The following is a 19,607-nucleotide window of genomic DNA, read 5'->3' on the forward strand; positions in this document are numbered from 1 at the left end:
TCAAACCCAGTGAACAACTTGGATTAAACCAACAATGAGTGATTATAAAGCTACTTTAAATTTGCCTGACACCGCGTTCCCTATGCGTGGTGCATTAGCTGAGCGCGAGCCTAAAATGCTCGAACAATGGACAGCTAAAAACCTTTATCAGCAAATTCGTCTGGCAAAAAAAGGTAAAAAACCGTTTATTTTGCATGATGGCCCTCCTTACGCAAATGGTGATATTCACATTGGTCATGCGGTTAATAAGATCCTTAAAGACATTATTGTTAAGTCAAAAACCTTGTCGGATTTTGATGCGCCTTATATTCCTGGTTGGGATTGCCACGGTCTGCCCATCGAATTAATGGTCGAAAAGAAAGTCGGTAAACCTGGGCTTAAAATCAGCGCGGCTGAATTTAGACAAAAATGCCGTGAATATGCTGAAAAACAAATCGAAGGACAAAAAGCCGATTTTATTCGCTTAGGTGTACTAGGTGAGTGGGACAAACCCTATAAAACCATGGATTTTGGCTCGGAAGCTGACATCATTCGTGAACTGGGCAATATTGTACGTTCAGGCCATTTAGAAAAAGGTTTTAAACCGGTGCATTGGTGTACCGATTGTGGTTCTGCCTTAGCTGAAGCCGAAGTGGAATATCAGGATAAGTCATCACCGTCTATTGATGTGCGCTTTAAGGCCAGTGATGAAGCTGCGATTACAGCTTGTTTTGTCGACTCAGATAAACAAGTGGGTGAAGGCGCTATCTCCGTAGTGATCTGGACCACCACACCTTGGACCCTGCCAGCTAACCGTGCAGTGTGTTTGAGCCCTAAACTTGAATACAGCTTAGTGCAGATTAATGGTAAAGAGGGCAAGGAACGTTTAATTATTGCCTCTGACTTAGTTACTGAGTGTATGGATAGATTTGGCTTTGAGCACTATCACGCTTTGGGTTATTGTCATGGCGCTGCGCTCGAAAATCAGCTTGTACAACATCCTTTTTATGACTTTAGAGTGCCGGTTATTTTAGGTGACCACGTTACGACTGAATCGGGTACTGGCTGTGTACATACCGCCCCTGGCCACGGTGTAGAAGATTTTAATGTGGGACGTCATTACAATCTTGAAGTGGCTAATCCAGTTGGCGCCAATGGCGTTTATGTCGAAGGCACCGAGATATTTGCTGGTGAGCATGTCTTTAAAGCCAATCAACATGTGGTTGATGTGCTGCTTGAGCAAGGTGCTTTGGTGCATCATCACGCTTATGTGCATAGTTACCCCCATTGCTGGCGCCACAAAACGCCAATTATTTTCCGTGCGACTCCCCAGTGGTTTATCAGTATGGATAAAAAAGGGTTACGTGAGGCATCGTTAGAACAAATCAAACAAACTCAGTGGATCCCAGAATGGGGTCAACAACGTATCGAATCTATGGTGGCAGGTCGCCCAGACTGGTGTATTTCACGTCAGCGTACTTGGGGGGTGCCCATCGCCTTGTTTGTGCATAAAGACAGTGGCGAATTACATCCCAATACCGATGCTTTGTTAGAGCAAGTGGCAAAACTGGTTGAAGTAAAAGGCATTCAAGCCTGGTGGGATATTGATAGCGCTGAGCTGTTAGGTAGTGATGCCGAGACTTATGTCAAAGTTGCCGACACTCTTGACGTATGGTTTGACTCAGGCGTAACTCATTATTTTGTAGTTGACCGCCGTGATGATATTCCTGCTTCTGCAGATTTGTATCTGGAAGGTTCGGATCAACACCGTGGCTGGTTTATGTCATCACTGATGACCTCGGTTGCCGCTAAAGGTGTAGCACCTTACAAACAAGTGCTAACCCATGGTTTTACCGTGGATGGTGATGGTAAAAAGATGTCTAAGTCTTTAGGCAATACCGTTGCACCCCAGCAAGTGATCAATAAACTTGGTGCTGACATTCTGCGTTTGTGGGTAGCATCAACTGATTATCGCAGTGAAATTGCAGTATCAGACGAAATTCTTAATCGCTCAGCCGATGCTTACCGTCGTATTCGTAATACCGCACGCTTTTTATTGGCTAACCTCAAAGGTTTTGAACCAGCAAGGGATCTGGTGCCATTAGATGAGCTAGTCGAGCTCGACAAATGGGTTGTGTCACGTGCGGCCAGTATTCAGCAAGAGATTATTGCCGCTTACGAGCAATATGATTTGCTGGTGGTATCGCAAAAACTCATGCATTTTTGCTCGATTGAATTAGGTAGTTTTTACTTAGATATCATTAAAGACCGCCAATACACAGCGAAAGGCGATAGCCATGCACGTCGTTCTTGTCAAACCGCGTTGTATCATATTATCGAAGGTTTAGTGCGCTGGATGGCGCCCATCATGAGCTTTACTGCTCAAGAATTATGGGAAGAACTCAGCTGGCACAAAGAGGAGTTTGTGTTTACCCAGACGTGGTATGAAAGCCTAAATAACTTACACGTGAATGCGGCTTTTGATAATGATTTTTGGTTGCAAGTACTTGAAGTTAAAGAGCAAGTAAACCGTGGTATCGAAGGGGCGCGTAAAGCCGGTGTCATCAAAGGCTCATTGCAAGCAGAAGTGAATATTTACGCGACGGCTGAGCTAACAACCGTACTTAATAAACTCGAAGATGAGTTGCGTTTTGTACTGATTACCTCTGCCGCCAAGGTCGTTGCAGTCGAGCAAGCTCCTACTCAGGCTAACCCTACAGAAATCAATGGTTTATGGCTTGAGATTAGTGCGTCAACTGGTCAAAAGTGCAGTCGTTGTTGGCATCACCGTGAAGATGTCGGCAGCAATGCAGCGCATCCAGAAATTTGTCTGCGTTGTGTAGAAAACGTTGATGGTGAAGGTGAAAAGCGCGCTTATGCTTAAGCTGTTTAATCAAAACTTATTTAGTCAAACAGGCTGGCGCTTTTTATGGCTGGCCGTACTGACTTTTGTATTAGATCAATACACCAAAAAACTAACGGTAGAACACATCGAGTTGTATCAAGCGGTGGAGATTACGCCGTTTTTTAACCTAACTCATGTCTACAACACAGGTGCGGCATTTAGTTTTTTAAGTGACGCCGGTGGCTGGCAACGCTGGTTTTTCACTGTTATCGCTTTTGTCGTGGTAGGCCTGATTTTATGGTGGCTTAAACAAACTTCCCGTCAGCAAATTTTGTTGCCTGTGGCCTTTTGTTTGATCATTGGTGGTGCGCTGGGCAATGTATATGATCGTATCGTTTTAGGTCATGTGGTGGATTTTTTGGTGCTCTACTATCAGGATTGGGTGTGGCCGGCCTTTAATATTGCCGATAGTGCCATTTGTCTTGGTGCAGCCTTGTTGATCGTCGATATGTTTAAAAATAAAGAGTTAAAAAATGACTGATGTAGCACAATTTGTGAATGAACAATCGATAGCGATAATTGAATCGGGCAGCGAAGTGGTCTTGCATTTTGACTTGAAATTAGCCGATGGTTCAGCAGCTGATAGCACCAGAGTCAATAATAAACCGGCCAAATTAGTGATAGGTGATGGTAACTTAACCCCTAGCTTCGAAGCCTGTTTGTTAGGTCTAAAATGTGGCGACAAAAAATCCTTCACATTGGCGCCTAGAGACGCCTTTGGTCTGCCTAATCCAGACAATATTTATCACATGGATCGCAGCAAGTTTGGTGTCGATGCACCGGCTGAAGAGGGCATGATTATCGCTTTTACTCAACCTGACGGTTCTGAATTGCCTGGTATCATTCGTTCGGTCGCCGGTGACTCAGTCACCGTTGATTTTAATCACCCCTTGGCAGGTCAGCAAATCACCTTCGATGTTGAAATACTGTCGGTTAATTTAAGTTCATAAATATCGTTTTAAAGGAAAACAGCTATGCAAATTCATCTTGCTAATCCACGTGGTTTTTGTGCCGGAGTTGATCGTGCGATTACGATAGTTGAACGTGCATTGGAATTGTTTTCGCCGCCAATTTTTGTGCGTCATGAAGTCGTACATAATCGTTTTGTGGTGGATGGGCTAAAACAACGTGGTGCTATTTTTGTTGATGAACTGGCTGAAGTGCCAGACGACAGCATAGTGATTTTCTCTGCACATGGAGTATCACAAGCCGTGCGTAGTGAAGCAGATAGCCGTGGCTTAAAAGTATTTGATGCTACCTGTCCACTGGTAACCAAAGTGCATATGGAAGTGATGCGTGCCAGTAAAAAAGGCACTGAATGTATTTTGATTGGACATCAAGGCCATCCCGAAGTTGAAGGCACCATGGGCCAATATGATAACGCCAAAGGTGGGATTTATTTGGTTGAGTCCGTGGCTGATGTGGCAGGCTTGACGGTTAAAAATTCTAAACATCTGTATTATTGCAGTCAGACTACCTTATCGGTAGATGATACGGCAGACGTAATAGATGCCTTACGCGCAAAGTTTCCGGCCATCGAAGGCCCACGTAAAGATGATATTTGTTATGCCACCCAAAACCGTCAGGATTCAGTGCGCGAACTGGCTGCCGACTGTGACGTATTGTTAGTAGTAGGTGCACAAAATAGCTCTAACTCCAACCGCTTAAAAGAGCTTGCTGAAAAGATTGGCGCACAAGCCCATTTGATTGCTGATGCCAATTGTATTCAGCGTGAATGGCTGGTAAACGCCAAAAACATTGGTGTAACCGCCGGAGCTTCTGCCCCCGAAGTTTTAGTACAAGGTGTAGTCAATCGCTTAAAAGAGTGGGGCGCAAGCCATGCCATTGAACGCCCCGGCCGCCCAGAAAACATTGAGTTTGCCGTGCCTAAAGAGTTACGCATCAAGCAAATAGATTAATAGTAGGTCAAGTAGCGCGACGCGAGTTACTAGTTTAAAAAAATTATCGCTGTACAACCGTCATACAAATAAGGGCTCTGGAAACTAGAAACTAGAAACTAGAAACTAGAATCTGGCATCTAGCTTCGCTCTCGCTCCTATATCCATATAGTCGTGCGTTATTCTTCCTTCCACCATCATTGTTGGTAGCCAAAACTCGCCCAAAGGGAACGCCCCACGCATAAGGCTCTGCGTTCTCGCTATTTGAAGGACTAAGACCATTCCTGCATAGCGACGCCTTGTTCCTTAACCGTTGGACGCGTTCTAAGTGCCTATTTATTTAATGGAATTGGTATAATAGAAAGGTTTTTCTGCAATCTATACTGTTACAAAAAGGACTATCACCAACATTGCCAAAAAAGCGCACTCATCTGGCAATATGTAACACCCAATTGTTAGAAGCAGCCATTAAGCAAGATGGCTTGCCGCGGGCTCAGTACCGAGGCTTTTAGTGGAGCCTTTTAAAGTTTGCAGTTGATGAACAAGACCTTGTTTTGTTGTCGCAATTTTTAGCTGCTATTCCAGTATCCGAACTCAACAGTCCTGCTTATTATTTTCCTGGGTGATATTTACGTTCAGTATTTTTTTCAATATCTGCAGTATAGAAATACACATCGCGTAATTTACCTGCTGCATACAGTGCTGCTTGATCATTAAAATGGGGGCTTGATGGATCGCCACTTTGGCCACCGGCGGTGATGGCTTTGGCTGTTACTTTATCGCCAAACTCAACCACAGCAACAAAACTGTTGCCACGTGTGCCATAAATACGTTTTGTGCCATTAAATGTGCGTTGGCCATAGGCTGCTAACGAGCCCCAAGTTGCAGAGGTAAAACCAACAGGGATACTCGGTGCTGCATCATCAAAGGGTTGCACAATGTCACCCGTCAGGCGCTGAAATCGGTTGATCTCTCCCCAAGGTGTTTGTGCACTGCCAAAGTCAGCAATTAATTGTGCTTTGGCTTCTGCCAAGGTGCTGAGAGCAATGTGGGCGCTATATTCCACCACATACTCGTCGAAACTTAGGCCGCGATTGCTGGCCGTGGCTTGCGCTATTTTGTCAGCGGCGGCTTTACGCCGCAGTTCTTGGCCCCAAAATATAGCGAGTGAGGTTGCGGTAGAGCTCTCACTAAAACGATGATCCCAGGCCTTGAGCAGGCTTATTTGCTCAGCAAGATCAGTCACCGGTGCAGCATCATAGGCCTTATATAAAACCGGCAGTAACACATCAAAAGCCGTTAAATGACTGTCGTAGGCAGCCGCCGCCAAACTATCAATGGTAAAGTCTTTTTTGCCATCAAGTACTTCAATGGCGTGGATGCCGCGATAATTCTCCGGGTAATTTTCCATGTAGGCTGGGTAATCCTCTGGCTTAGGGCTGTGTTTTGGCCCTGCCATCAACCATGGCCAATTGTTGGTATTGTTCAGATAGCCACTTTTTGGATTATGCCCACCCACGGTTTCTTCGAGTGTGTGTAAACCTTGCCAGTCGGTGGCGGGGTTACTGCCATCGACCGGTTTTTTCCAATCAAATGACGGGTCACGACGGGGGATAAAATTACTATGAAAATAGGCGATATTGCCTGTTGAATCCGCAAACAGGGTATTGTTGGATGAGTTAGTATGCAAACGCATATTTTCTTGATAGTCGGCGTAATGAGTGGTTTTAGTGCGACCATAAGACTGTTTTAGCGCATCAATAGGATTCTGCAATAAGGCGACACTGACCCAACGTCCATCGAGTTCACGTACAATGGGGCCGTGGTGACTAAAATAAGCAGTGAGCGTTTTTGCCTGTTGTCCCGTTTTGGTTTTATAGGGCAAAGTGATCTGTCTTTCTTTGAGTTTTTTCCATACAGCGCCGTGTTGGTAATAATAGCCATCTGCACGTTGTTCTATGGTTTCTAAATACTCGTCAATAAAATCCGCGCCGCTCGAGGTATGCATCCAGCCGGTGTTTTCGTTAAAACCCTGATAGATAAAAAACTGGCCCCACGTCACTGCACCATAGGCATTTAAGCCTTCATCACTTTGCATATGCACCTCAGCGCGAAAATAAAAGGAGGTATGGGGATTAATAAGGAGTAAGGCGTGGCCGTTTTTAGTGTTTTGCGGGGCAATAGCAATACCATTAGAGCCCTGTGGTTCAGCGTTAGGATCTTGCGTCAGTTGCGCTACCCTTGGTGCAGATTTACCTTGCTTATAAAAGCTTTCAAGGGCTTTGATATCAATGCTTTCAATGTCTCCACCAATACTGCCTTCGGTGAAGGTGAGCGCCATCCAAGGTTCAAATTTATTGAGCACCTTAGGTTTTACCTCAGGATGAGAATAAAGGTAATAGTTAAGACCATCCGCCCAAGCATTCATGAGCTTTTACAGGTAAACAGGAGTTTGCTGATATCTTTGTTGGATATCAGCAGGGTCGATAAACAATTTCATGCGCAGGTCGCGATAAAGCTCGCTTTCACCTTCTGCTTCAGCCAAACGCCCCATAGCGTTTAAATAGTTTAGCTCGATGCGGTTAAAATCGTCTTCGGCCTGCGCGTAGATCATACCAAAAACTGCGTTTGCGTCAGTTTTACCGTAAACATGGGGAATGCCCCAAATGTCACGAGTTATAGTGACTTGCTCGGCCTGTTCTTGCCAACGAGTTACATCTTGAGGACTTGCTAACAATGAAAAACTGCATAATACCCAGATTATTATAAGAACAAAGCGTTTCATCAAGACCACCATTTTTGGATTTAAGCCACTATATCTGTCGCTATTCTGCTTCTAGTTTATAAAGCAAACAAACTACATGGGCGATACGAAGAACGAGCAATTTCGGCTTATATAGCAGCTCAGTTAATATTTAAGGTTAACTAACTTAATGTCGTTATTTACTATCCGTTTCACTTAGTTTGTAGTGTGCAATGCCCTTGCTTTATTCCTGCTCATTGTGGTTAAACAAGTCTCTTTCTCGACGTTTCCAGATGAGCTGAGCCAGTCGTTTCATGCTGATGTGTTTGTCTTTTTCATCGACGATTTCAAAACCTAACAAACTTTCCAATAGATCCTCTAGGGTCAAAATACCATCCATACCGCCATATTCATCAACCACTAACAACATATGGCTACGGGATTGCAAAAAATGACGAAAGGTTTGTGCTAAAGGTGTGCTGCGCAGCAAGGCAATCATGTCTTTACGATATTCTGCGAGTATTTTATGGCCATTATTCCGCGCTTGAGCCAATAACAAGTCGCTTTTAATGACATAGCCACTGATTTTTTCAGGCTCTCCGTCTTCATAAACAGGAATGCGCGAGTATGTTGTCGATGCATGTTTGTGAAAAAACGCATTGACCGTCATGTCTTCAGACACTTTAAATACCACTGTTCTGTGTGTCATCGCATCTTTAACGGTTAATGCATCTAGGCTCAGCAAACTTTGCAATATGTTAGCTTCCTGAAATTCTAATAGTCCTTCTTTATGTGACATCTCAGCCATGGCATATAACTCACCGCGGCTGAGCCCTTTTAAAGGGCTTTCCTCGGTGAAACGGCTAGTAAGCTTGTTTGATAGCTGGACAAAGGGGTACAAAATCAGGATTAGATATTTCAAAAAATAGGCGGTTGGCGCGGCGAGTTGCCGCCAATAAGTCGCCCCTAGGGTTTTGGGGATGATTTCTGAAAAAACCAAGATTAATAAAGTCAGCACCGCCGAGGCTAAGCCTAAATAGGCATCACCAAAAACCACTGCGGCTTGGGCGCCGGCGCCTGCGGCTCCCATGGTATGGGCAATCGTGTTGAGTGTCAGAATTGCTGCCAGCGGACGATTAATATCTTCTGATAGCTTGTGTAATATTACGCCCGATTGTTGCCCTTTATTCATCGACACCGATACATAGGCGGAGGACATACTCAAAATAACGGCTTCAGCTATTGAGCATAAAAATGAAAACCCCAAGGCTATCAATACGTAAATAATCAACAGGGTCATGGGCGCTAGTGGCTCCTCAGAAAACAGTAAAAATCAACGCTATCCCAGATCTACCTCATAAGCAAGAATACGCGACTGTCAGGATTAAAAACAAAAAGGGTGACCCTAAGATCACCCTACTCAACGGGAATAAATAGGTATAAAGGCTAGGTCACTTACCACAGTGACTTAGTTAGCTACTTAATATCCGTTTCACTTAACTTGCCGTATTTGCTTAATTTATCCCGAATATCATCTGCCTTGCCTACCACCACAAACTGTAATTTGTCTTGGGGGAAATACGTGTCGATTAGTTGTTTGCTGCGTTTGATATCCAGACTATTCACTTGCTTCGAGAAGTTATTAATAAAACCTTCATCAAAACCATAGATAAACATCTCACTTAATAACCAGGCTAAATCTTCAGAGGTTTCATATTTTGGCGGAAACAAACCTTTTACATAGGCTTTAGCCGAGGCAAGGGTGGCTTCGTCGATACCCTTTTCCCATAAACGAGCGTAGGTACTTAAGGCCAAATCCATGGCTTCATTGGTGGACTCTGTTTTAGTAAAAGTGGAGATATAAAAACTACCACCGGCCAAATGACTATCAAAGCGACTGCCCGCTCCATAAGTAAGGCCAGAGTTAACCCGTAGCTCATCATTGAGCCAGCTGGTAAAACGGGCACCTAACACGGTATTGATCACCGACAGCGCTACATAATCAGGATTACTGCGCTTAATGCCAACGCCACCGATCATAAAGGTGCTTTCATTGGCATCACTTTTATTTACCAGTAATACCTTGGCTTCGCTTGGAGTGGGTAAATTTTGATCCAGCGTGAACTCGGGAGCCTTACCCTGCCAGTCAGCAAAGAGTTTCTCGATCTTGGCCTTCATGGCTTTGCTATCAAAATCACCGGTAATCACTATGGCGCTATTGTTGGGTTGATACCACTTAGCGTGGAACTGTTTCACATTGGCTAAGTCAATGGCTGTTACCGAGGCGCTTGTGCCGTCGACGCTGCTAGCATAAGGATGCCCTGCATACAGCACTTCATTGAAGTAGCTTTTTATCACTTGTCTGGGGCTTTCTTTTTGTTGTTCAAGTTGAGCTAAATAACGGGTCTTATGTTTGTCGAATTCAGCTTGTTCAAAAGCGGGCGACAGCAGCACATCACGCAACACAGGCAATAAATTGTCTTGATCAACTTTGGCCATGGACAGTTTGACGTAAGAGTATTCTAGGTTTGCACCACTCGACACTTGAGCGCCGACAAAATCCATGGTTTGTTCAAACTTGGGTTTAGCGAGCTTGGTGGTACCAAGTAACAAACTGTCGGCTGTCAGCATGGCTTGTCCTGCTTGATTATCTTGTACCGCTCCGGCTTTTACCGTCACCAGTACATCAATCAAGGGCACTTCATGTTGTTCTAACAAATACAGGGTTAAGCCATTTTTGAGGCTGAACTTTTGATATTTAGGCAGGGTAAATTCTGCCGCCTGCGACCAACACGCTGTGACTAAAAATGACAAAACGATGAGGTAATTAAAGATCCGTTTCATGGCTATCCTCCTGTGCAGCTAACACCCCAACGGTGCGGTTAGCTTTGCGTAAATACTGTTTGGCAACACGTTGAATATCGGCCACTGTCACCTGGGCAAATTTCTCGGGTGCATTAAATAATAAAGCGTAATCATCGAAGAATAATTGATAAGTGCCTATGGTGTTGGCTTTACCATTGATGGTGGCCATTTCACGATAAAAATCCACTAAACGGCGATTTTTGACTTTCTGTAATTCTTCTTCAGTAACGCCTTTTTGCATTATCAAATTAAGCTGTGCTATCAGCCCTTGTTCTAGTCTATCTGCTTCTACATCTTGTGCTGCAACCGCATAGATATAAAACAAATTGGGGTCAATAGATTCAGGGAAATAGGTGAAGAGTTCAGTGGCCAGTTGCTGCTCATAAACCAGTGATTGATTAAGCCTAGAACTGTTGCCGGTGGCCAAAATATCGCTGAGCATACTCAGCGCATAATAGTCTGAATGTTTACTCTCTGGTACGTGAAAGGCCAGCATAATATTAGGCGTTGAAACTGATTCTTTTTGCAAATAAACCCTTCTTTCGCCTTTTTGCTCAGGCTCAACAGTATGAATTTTTTTAGGCTCAGCTTGTGCTGGTATAGGTTCGAAGTACTGCTCGGCCAAACGTTTTACGTCTTCGACTTTTACCGCACCCGCGACCACTACTATGGCGTTGTTAGGTGCGTAATAGGTTTTATGAAATTGCTGTAAATCTTCCATGCTCCAATTGGCGATGTCAGACGCATGACCAATAACCGACCAACTATAAGGATGGGCACGAAAAGCGGCGCCTTTAACTTCGTCCCAAATGGATCTGAAGTTCGAGTTTTCTAAGCCGGTAGAACGTTCTGAAGTCACCACCCCTCTTTCACTTTCAACCACCTTAGGATCAAAATTGAGATGCTGTATACGATCAGCCTCTAAATCAAACATCAACTCTAAACTGTCGGCTGGAAACCAATCGGTATATACCGTGGAGTTTTCTGTGGTGTAAGCATTATTAGCGCCACCGGCAGCTTCCATGGCGCGATCGAATTGTTTAAAACCGTATTTTTTGGCACCGTTAAACATCATGTGTTCAAAAAAATGGCTTAAACCGGTGATCCCCGGAACTTCGTTGCGCGAGCCCACTTTCCAGAATAAATACATATTGGCATTGGGAATCGAATTATCTTCCAACACCATGATTTGCATGCCATTTTTTAGGGTAAAGCTTTTCACGTCTTTGGCCTGGGTCAAGGCCCAAGCAGAGGCCGTGCTGAGCAAGGACCCAAGTAAAATGCTCCATCTGATTAATTTCATATCCTTCCTCATTATCTAGGCCGAGTAGCCAAATTTTATTAAGCTTTTGCTGACAAAATGATTCTATCTTATTTCCTTAAATTGGCCTCTATGTAAAGGTAAACAAATATGTATATAGATTTAACGCAGATGTAAAAAAGGGCTGCAGATGCAGCCCTTTTTATGTGTTTAATAGTGCTTGTTTAGAAAGTAAAGTCTAAACGTAAGGTTACGTTACGACCGCTACCATATTCCGCATAGTGATAATTGCCGTAGCTATTACCGGTAGTGCTGCGCCAATTAAGATATTCTTTATCAAACAAGTTATTGATATGTAAGCTGGCATTTATGCCGTCTTGCAACTCAATGCGACCTGATAGATTGAATTTTTGGTAGGCGTCAATTACGTCTTCTTCGGTGCCTGCAAAGTGAGTTTTATACTCGCCATAGGCTTCCAATTCTGCTCGTACATAAGCTTGACGGTTAAAGATCCTAAACCCTTGATCCAATGCCATATAAACATTGTATTTAGGTACCTGAGTCATATCATCACCAGCATGTGCACCAATAGATTCAACATCTGTTAGCATTTCTGCCTTCATATATCCACCATTTGCAGTAAGTACCAGTTCATCGCCAATATGGGTTGATGTTTCAATCTCTAAACCACGTGATCTGGCCTCAGCTGCATTAGCCGTAAAACTAAAACCACAACCCATGTAAATCTCAGCTTGCACACCGGTCCAATCTATTTGATATGCGGCGGTAGAGACATTCATTTTGCCACCCATAAGAGTCGCTTTGTAACCAATCTCATAGTTATCGATGGAATCTGACTCATAACGAGTTTGGAAGTAACTCGCATTTGGATCATTACGACAAGCCTGAGGTAAGGTAGAAATATTGTTACCCCCTGGACGATAACCTTCAGCATATAAGGCATAAACAGACATGTCAGCGTCAGGACGCCATGACACACTGAACTTCTTACGATTACCGCTTTCATTACCGCCTTGATCTGGCCTGTTTACAATAGGTATGCCTGGCGCTAAGTCGGGGCGAGTACATTCAGCATCATCTGAAGGATCATCCGGATCACAGTTTGAGGTTGAGCCCCAAATACCTTTTATTTCTGATTTTTCACGGTCTTTTAAATCGTAAAAACGGATACCAGCGGTGAATTCGAACTCACCCATCTCTTCTGTTTCTAGGGTATAACTGGCTTCACCAAAAAATGAACTTTCGGTGGCATAACTAACCAATACTTCTTCACTGTAATTGATTTCGGGGTTATTCCAATACAACATGCCTAAATCAGCTGCAGTATTCACCACGACTAATTCACCATTGTTGCCTTCCCATTCACCACCGAAGTAACCCCAATAATCTCCCCAAAAGGCAGAGGCTATGGCTTTACCGCGATTACCGTCACCGTGGTACTGATCTTGGCGGTTATTGCCTTTGCCGTTTTCATCTTTGTCATAGAAATAACCTACGGTCCAGTCAAAATTGCTGTCTGAATCTAGATTACCAAGGCGTAATTCATGGGTAGTACGTTTACGTTGAAAGTCATTGATAATCCACGTACGGAACATATCGCTGGCGTCGCTGCGTGACCAGTTAGCGCTGGTGCCCACATAGTCATCATATTCACGATAAGAACCAGAATAATTTAGCGTAGCGAAGTCAAATAGGTTTTCATGCACAATGTTCAAGGTCACCATATTGGTGTCGTCATTGACAGTGCCGTCCATCAATTCCCAGCCGTTATAACGCGGGTTTGTACCTCCGGCGATATAACCAGAACTCATACACTCAACTCGTGTACCTGCACATTCGGGAGCTATACCAATTTCCACATCATAACCAAAGGGCGCATCGGCATTAGCCGTTAGGTAGGCTTCATAATAAGCACCACCCGTGGCTAAATCTGCGGTATCTGTGCCTATTTTTTCAAATTCGTCGTGGATAACCCCCACGTTAAAACTTAAATCGTCTGTCGCTTGCCACAATAATTGGGCGCGCAAGAAATTAGAACGGATATTACCTTGTACACCCGTATTGACGTTGGTGATGCTTAAAGGGTCATCAGAGGTGCTACCCGTTACTCGTAAAGCAACTTCTTCGGAAAGAGGCAGGTTAACAGTGGCATATAACCTTTGATCTAAACCTTTGACTCTTTCTTCACTATTAACCTGCAATGATGCATTGATTTCAAATTCATTTAATTGCGGACGTTTAGTTATCACTCGCACAGTACCGCCAATGGCGTTCGAGCCGTAAAGAGTTCCTTGTGGTCCACGTAGTACTTCTACTCTTTCTACATCATAAAGGTCGCTAAAATTATAAGGAACATCATCGGTAAAGGTGCTAGTTGTGCCAATAGGACGTTGAGTGGTAGTCCCCCCAGAACCGTTGCCACCACTGAGTCCACGTAATATTAGCTCTCCTCTAGGGCTTGCTCCCCCAGCAATAGAACGAAACAAATCCTCTTTATTAAGTAAATTTCGATCAGCGATTTCCATTGCGCCAACAGTAGAAACGTTCATTGGGATCTCAACAATGGTTTCTGACTTTCTTCGTGAAGTAACCATGATGCGCTCTGTTCCAGCGTCTTCTACAACAGGCTCTTCTTGAGCAAATAAAGGTGTGGCATACAGAGCAGAAATGACTGCACAGCCAACCAGACTTAAGCTTAATTTTTCTATTTTGGTGACGGACATAGAATTCCCTTGTGTGTTGTGTGTTTTATTATTATGTATGTTTACCGCTAATTAGAGATTCATCAAGCGTTGTATAGAGCACCACGCGTGACATCGAATTAACGACTTACACTAATCAAATTACTGAATTTTGGATAGTAATAAATTGTGCTGTGTTACACTTTTTTTATACTTAGTTTTTACTCGTTTGAATTAATTCTCCAAATACCACACGGCCTTTTATTACTGTGGCTAGCACCTGTGTCGCGGTGATATCAAAGGCACTGCTGTTATTGTCAATTGGCGCGGCCAGTACAATCAGATCAGCCTGTTTACCCACTTGTAAACTGCCAATATTGTTTTGCTGACCAAGCACTTTAGCGGCATTGATAGTGTAAGCGGTGAGTAATTGTTCGGTCGTTAGGGCTTCGTTAACATTTAACCCGGCGTATTCGGGGTGCTCTGCATTGAGGCGTGACTGACCAATAGCGATGGCGGCAAAAGGGTTAAAGCTCGATACATTCCAGTCACTGCCACCGGCCAAGGTTGCGCCTTGATTTAATAAGGATGCTGCGGGATACACTAAGCGCTGACGATCTTCACCCAAATAAGGTGCAATGGCATCGAAACTGTATTCATCAGGTTGCGCCCACAATAACTGGACTGAGGCAATCACATCCAGTTCAGCAAAGCGCTTAAAATCGCTAGGGTCGATTAACTGCAAATGCGCCATGCTGAGGCGCGTGTCGCTAGTGGGGGCTTGTTGGCGCAGCAAAGTAAAAGCATCAAACACCTCTCGTACCGCACCGTCACCAATGGCATGTACATGCAAACTAAAACCACGTTCTGCGGCCATCAAGACAAACTGATTGAGTTGAGTCGGTGGAAGATACAGTTCGCCTGAGTTACTAGTGGTTTTACCCTCAATATCAAAGTAAGGGCTAAGTAAACCCGCCGTTTGAGTGGGAAACTCCATCACGCCATCGGCAAAAAGTTTAATGGTATCGGCTTTGACTCCACACTGTTCTGCTTGATTTTTTAAGTCAAGTAAACGGCTAAATTCGGCGTCATCAGCTGTACCATCACTACCTAGTGCGATAGTCACCGAGGCAGTTAGTTTGCCTTGCTGATACAAGGCACAAAAAGTCTCGATACTTTGGGCATTGCTGTTGGCTTCTAAGAATGCAGTAATACCTGTTTGCTGAAATTGCTTTAATGTTTCACTTAAGGCATCCACTCGTTGTTGCAATGGCATGGGCGGAATATGTTTGCTGACCAGCGCTGTCGCGCCATCTCTGAACATGCCCGTTGGTTCGCCCTTGCTATCATGGCTAATTTTGCCAGTAGAAGGTGCGACAGTAGTACCATCCACCCCAGCGAGCTCAAGGGCTTTGTTATTACCCCACGCTACGTGAGCATCGGTACTCACAAGCCACAACGGGCGATGACTTAGTATGCCATCGAGTATGTAACGGTCGAGTACTGTACCTACACCACGCACGTTTAATACTTGTAGCCAGTCATCGCCAGGCTGCTGCTGATCACAGGCATGGATTTTCTCGCTAAGTTGTTCGATAGAAAGTTTTTCATCATCCATTGAACAAGCATTCATCGCCAGCGCACCTTCAATGCTATGAATGTGGCTGTCGATAAGGCCGGGCAGTACCATTTTACCTGCCATTCTTACTACTTGGCTGTTGTGGCCTTGAGCCTGCAATGCCTGTGCATTAGTGCCAATGGCGATGATACGCCCATCTTTAATGGCAATGGCTTGAGCTAAATGTTGTGCTGCATCTTGAGTATTGATGCGCGCATCCAGCAAAATTAAATCTGCCCCCGGTTTAAACGTCTGGCAAGCCGCTAAAAATACGATACTTAAACCACATACTACTGCTTTAATTTGCATTGCTTTAGCCCTTTCTGAAACACTCAAAGCTCTTTGGTCACGCTATTACTTGGTTAAATCTTTCAGTACCGAATTCCACATTTTTAATGAAAACGGCAGAGCTGTCACCGGAACTCGCTCATTTAAACCATGGGCATAATCGTCAGAAGCTTTCATAAATATACCAGTGAAGGTGTAACTGGGTATGCCCACAGCCCTAAAATGTGAACCGTCTGAGGCACCTGAAGCCATATGTGGAATAATCGGCAAGGCCGGATAATGGTCGTGAATAGCCCGGCCAATGGCACTAAATACATCGGGGCGCAGGGGCGAGGCATCACTGTCTAAAGTTGAGTCGTAAACCGTCCACTCTAAATTATCATTGGCAGCGACTTGTCTGAGAACCTCTAGGGTTTGGGCAACGGTGACCCCTGGGAATATCCGACAATTGATCATGGCGGTTGCTGATTGGGGTAAGGCATTGTCGGCGTGGCCGCCAGTGAGCATAGTAGGGACACAAGTCGTACCCGTTGAGCCCACATATTCAGGGTGACTACGCAGGGTTTTCAAGGCTTTTTTATCCTTTGGATCTTTGGCAAAAGTCAGCATAGCTTGACCAAGTTCACCGCCGATCATAGGGGCAATTTGTTCAAAATAAGAGCGAGTAATGTCGCTGTAAGCTACCGGAAATTGATAGTTAAAAATATTATTCAGTGCCAGCATTAAATCTTTAATGGCGTTATCATCACGTGGCACCGAACTATGACCACCGGGATTGGTGGCTTTCATCTGAAAAGAGGCATAGGTTTTTTCGGCGCTATCCACCATAAAGGATATAGGCTTGCCTTGCTCATCTAATTGACCACCACCACCATCAGCCACTAGGGCAAATTCAGCATCAATTAAATGGCGATAGGTGGTTGCTAAAGCGCGGGTGGATTTCATCAGGGTTTCTTCATCACCCGACAAAGCCAAAATAATATCTCGGGATGGCACATAACCTTCGGCTTTAAAACGCATTAATGTCGCGGCCAATACTGAGAGTGGAAACTTGTCATCAGCCGTGCCACGGCCAAAATAATAACCATTTTCTTCAATCAGGGTAAAAGGATCACGTTGCCAATCTTCGGGGCGCGCATCCACCACATCCATATGGGCAGACAATAAAATTGGCTTTTTAGCTGAGCGACCATCACCCCGATAACGCACCACTAATGCCGCGGTATCTTCTATCGGGATAAGATGAATATCTTCAGTAGCAAAACCACCTTGTTTAAATTCATCGGCCAGCAGTTGGGCCAACTCAGGTACTTTATTAAAACCAACTGAGGTGCGCATGGCCACACTTTTACGTAGCAACTCTAGCGCTTTATCTTGATAGGGGGCTTTGTCGCTGGCTTGGGCCAATAAGCCGCAAGGTAGTAATAAAGCAACTGCGATGAGTTTTAGCAAATGATGACGCATTGTTGTTCCTTAGATTTAGGGCTGTTTTCACAACAAGGCGCCTCGCCTAAGTGATCTAATAAGCCGTGATAAAGCAAGTTTTTATATTTGAGGCAGTAATGCGTTGTAACATGATTTAGGTTTTTGGAGTAGATAGCTTTTAACTACATGATGATTTATTTTTTGCTAGGTGGGATTGGGCTAAAACCCAGCGATGAGCAACTAATTGCCCATCGAACTATTCGACTAAAAACAGCTGCAACAGTATTGGATAGCAAAACACTCTAGCTAGCAGCTTAGTTTTGTAGATGTAAAACCAGATCTTTTATAGGCATTGGCCTACCTAAATAATAACCCTGTGCTTCTTGGCAACCCATTGCTTTTAGGGCTTGCAGCTGTTCGGCTGTCTCAACACCTTCAGCTACTACATTGATATTAAAGCTTTTTGCCATGGCGATAATGGCATTCACTATAGTTCTTGAACGCGGATCATGTTCAATTTCAGACACAAAACTACGGTCTATTTTGATCTCGTCTACGGTCAAATCTTTTAGCATCGCTAGGGAGGTGTAACCCGTGCCAAAATCATCTACTGAAAAAGTGAGTCCGCTGGCTTGCAGATTAGAGATAATACTCAAACTTTTTTTCATGTCATTGAGGGTGGCGGTTTCAGTAATTTCTATGCGCATACAGGTGGCTAAAGTTGATTGAGTCAGGATAAATTGAGTCAGTTTATACATCTTATCGGCGTTGTTAAATTCAGTGGCAGAGACATTTACCGCTACATGTTTGATTTTGTTACCTAATAAACCTGATTGCCCCAGTTCTTGCGAGGATTTTTTAACGACCAATTTTGAAATGGCGCTGGATAAGCCATTTTCTTCGGCCAAGGGAATAAAAATGTCAGGAGAAATAAACCCATGTTGTCCATGGTTCCAGCGCACTAATACCTCAACACCACTCGCCACCTGATCAGATAAGGTGTACTTAGGTTGATATACCACGGTTAGTTGTTCACTTGATATCGCCTTTTGCAAATCAATAATCATTTGCCGGCGTTGTAAGGCTTTTTCAGTCATCGCTTTATCATGAAACTGAATGGCATTTTTGGTTTCTTTGGCAATGCCCAATGCATCTGTTGCAGCCACCATTAACTCTTTAGGCGTACGCCCATCAATGGGGTAAAGTGCAATGCCCAAACTACAAGTGGCATTAATACCAAAATGACGGCAACGTTGATCAAAGATAATTTGTATACCTCGTACATGTGCTTCCATATCGAGGTTTTCACCAAAGCTATTAAAACTGGCAAATTGATCGGCTTGCATACGAGCTACGACAGAACCATGCAAAGTAGCTTGTTCAAAATGCAGGGCTAAATCTTTAAGCAACTCATCGGCACGTTCAAAGCCAATGGATTCATTAATCATTCTAAAATCATCAATATCCAAATAACCCAAGACTAAACGCTCGTTGGGTTTTAGTTCTTTTATTTTTAAATCTAAAGAACGGATAAAGAGATTAATGTTGTACAAGCCAGTAAGAGCGTCAGTGTCATTAGCCCTATCCAAGGCATAATTGTTGCGCAGCACCAGAGTAAACAACATTAAGGCAGTGATGATGACAAACGCCAAACCTTTGTAAGTTTGGATCTCAGCTATTAAATCTTGATCACCAAATACTGCCTCAACAATCGAATCTGAGAATAAAATCCAGGCAGCGGCAAAAATCACATAAATTAAAGCGACTCGTAAAGCAGATGTTGTTGAATTATTCATGAATTTTGCCAATTTTTTTGCCGAAACCTTGCTCAAAAGCCAATGCCGCGAACTATGCCCGAAATTGACTTAATTTGCCAGTGAGTGAGTTTTTTGGGGGGAGCCCACTAAGGGCTTTATTTACGCT

The 19,607-nt window shown here is 44.0% G+C and carries 11 protein-coding genes and 1 pseudogene; 4 read left to right on the forward strand and 8 right to left on the reverse strand.

Annotated elements, in window-relative coordinates:
• The first annotated feature begins 34 nt into the window (after positions 1–34).
• The 4 genes from ileS to ispH are packed head-to-tail and all read left to right on the forward strand — an operon-like array spanning position 35 to position 4,803.
• Positions 35–2,863: an isoleucine--tRNA ligase gene (gene ileS, locus AX660_RS14610; RefSeq protein WP_068378236.1), complete on the forward strand. Its 2,829-nt coding sequence runs from the start codon at positions 35–37 to the stop codon at positions 2,861–2,863.
• Complete coding sequence (lspA, locus tag AX660_RS14615) at positions 2,856–3,365, forward strand: signal peptidase II (protein ID WP_068378237.1); 510 nt, start codon at positions 2,856–2,858, stop codon at positions 3,363–3,365. The genes ileS and lspA overlap by 8 nt, the downstream gene beginning before the upstream one ends.
• On the forward strand, positions 3,358–3,834 hold the full coding sequence (gene fkpB, locus AX660_RS14620) for an FKBP-type peptidyl-prolyl cis-trans isomerase (protein ID WP_068378238.1): 477 nt from the start codon (positions 3,358–3,360) through the stop codon (positions 3,832–3,834). The genes lspA and fkpB overlap by 8 nt, the downstream gene beginning before the upstream one ends.
• Before the next feature lie 24 nt (positions 3,835–3,858).
• Positions 3,859–4,803 (forward strand): 4-hydroxy-3-methylbut-2-enyl diphosphate reductase, encoded by a 945-nt coding sequence (gene ispH, locus AX660_RS14625; RefSeq protein ID WP_068378239.1) that lies wholly within the window; start codon positions 3,859–3,861, stop codon positions 4,801–4,803.
• A gap of 589 nt (positions 4,804–5,392) precedes the next feature.
• Here the strand turns inward: ispH and AX660_RS14630 are convergent.
• The 8 genes and pseudogenes from AX660_RS14630 to AX660_RS14665 form a co-directional block, all read right to left on the reverse strand.
• A pseudogene (locus tag AX660_RS14630) lies at positions 5,393–7,579 on the reverse strand (penicillin acylase family protein).
• 190 nt (positions 7,580–7,769) lie between these two features.
• Complete coding sequence (locus AX660_RS14635) at positions 7,770–8,825, reverse strand: CNNM domain-containing protein (RefSeq protein WP_068378240.1); 1,056 nt, start codon at positions 8,823–8,825, stop codon at positions 7,770–7,772.
• Positions 8,826–9,001: 176 nt separating this feature from the next.
• Entirely contained in the window at positions 9,002–10,369 is a 1,368-nt protein-coding gene (locus AX660_RS14640) for a M16 family metallopeptidase (protein WP_068378241.1), read from the reverse strand.
• Positions 10,353–11,705, reverse strand: coding sequence for a M16 family metallopeptidase (locus AX660_RS14645; protein WP_068378243.1), 1,353 nt, complete (start codon positions 11,703–11,705; stop codon positions 10,353–10,355). The genes AX660_RS14640 and AX660_RS14645 overlap by 17 nt, the downstream gene beginning before the upstream one ends.
• 170 nt (positions 11,706–11,875) lie before the next feature.
• The gene (locus AX660_RS14650) at positions 11,876–14,395 is read right to left on the reverse strand and encodes a TonB-dependent receptor (protein ID WP_068378246.1); all 2,520 of its coding nucleotides are present in this window, start codon (positions 14,393–14,395) and stop codon (positions 11,876–11,878) included.
• Between the two features lie 172 nt (positions 14,396–14,567).
• Complete coding sequence (locus AX660_RS14655) at positions 14,568–16,280, reverse strand: amidohydrolase (protein ID WP_068378248.1); 1,713 nt, start codon at positions 16,278–16,280, stop codon at positions 14,568–14,570.
• 45 nt (positions 16,281–16,325) lie between these two features.
• Entirely contained in the window at positions 16,326–17,723 is a 1,398-nt protein-coding gene (locus tag AX660_RS14660) for a M20/M25/M40 family metallo-hydrolase (protein ID WP_068378249.1), read from the reverse strand.
• A 275-nt stretch (positions 17,724–17,998) separates the two neighbouring features.
• Positions 17,999–19,480, reverse strand: coding sequence for a putative bifunctional diguanylate cyclase/phosphodiesterase (locus AX660_RS14665; protein ID WP_068378251.1), 1,482 nt, complete (start codon positions 19,478–19,480; stop codon positions 17,999–18,001).
• Positions 19,481–19,607: the final 127 nt, after the last annotated feature.

Origin of the sequence: Paraglaciecola hydrolytica, assembly GCF_001565895.1 — a bacterium.
Lineage (GTDB): Bacteria > Pseudomonadota > Gammaproteobacteria > Enterobacterales > Alteromonadaceae > Paraglaciecola > Paraglaciecola hydrolytica.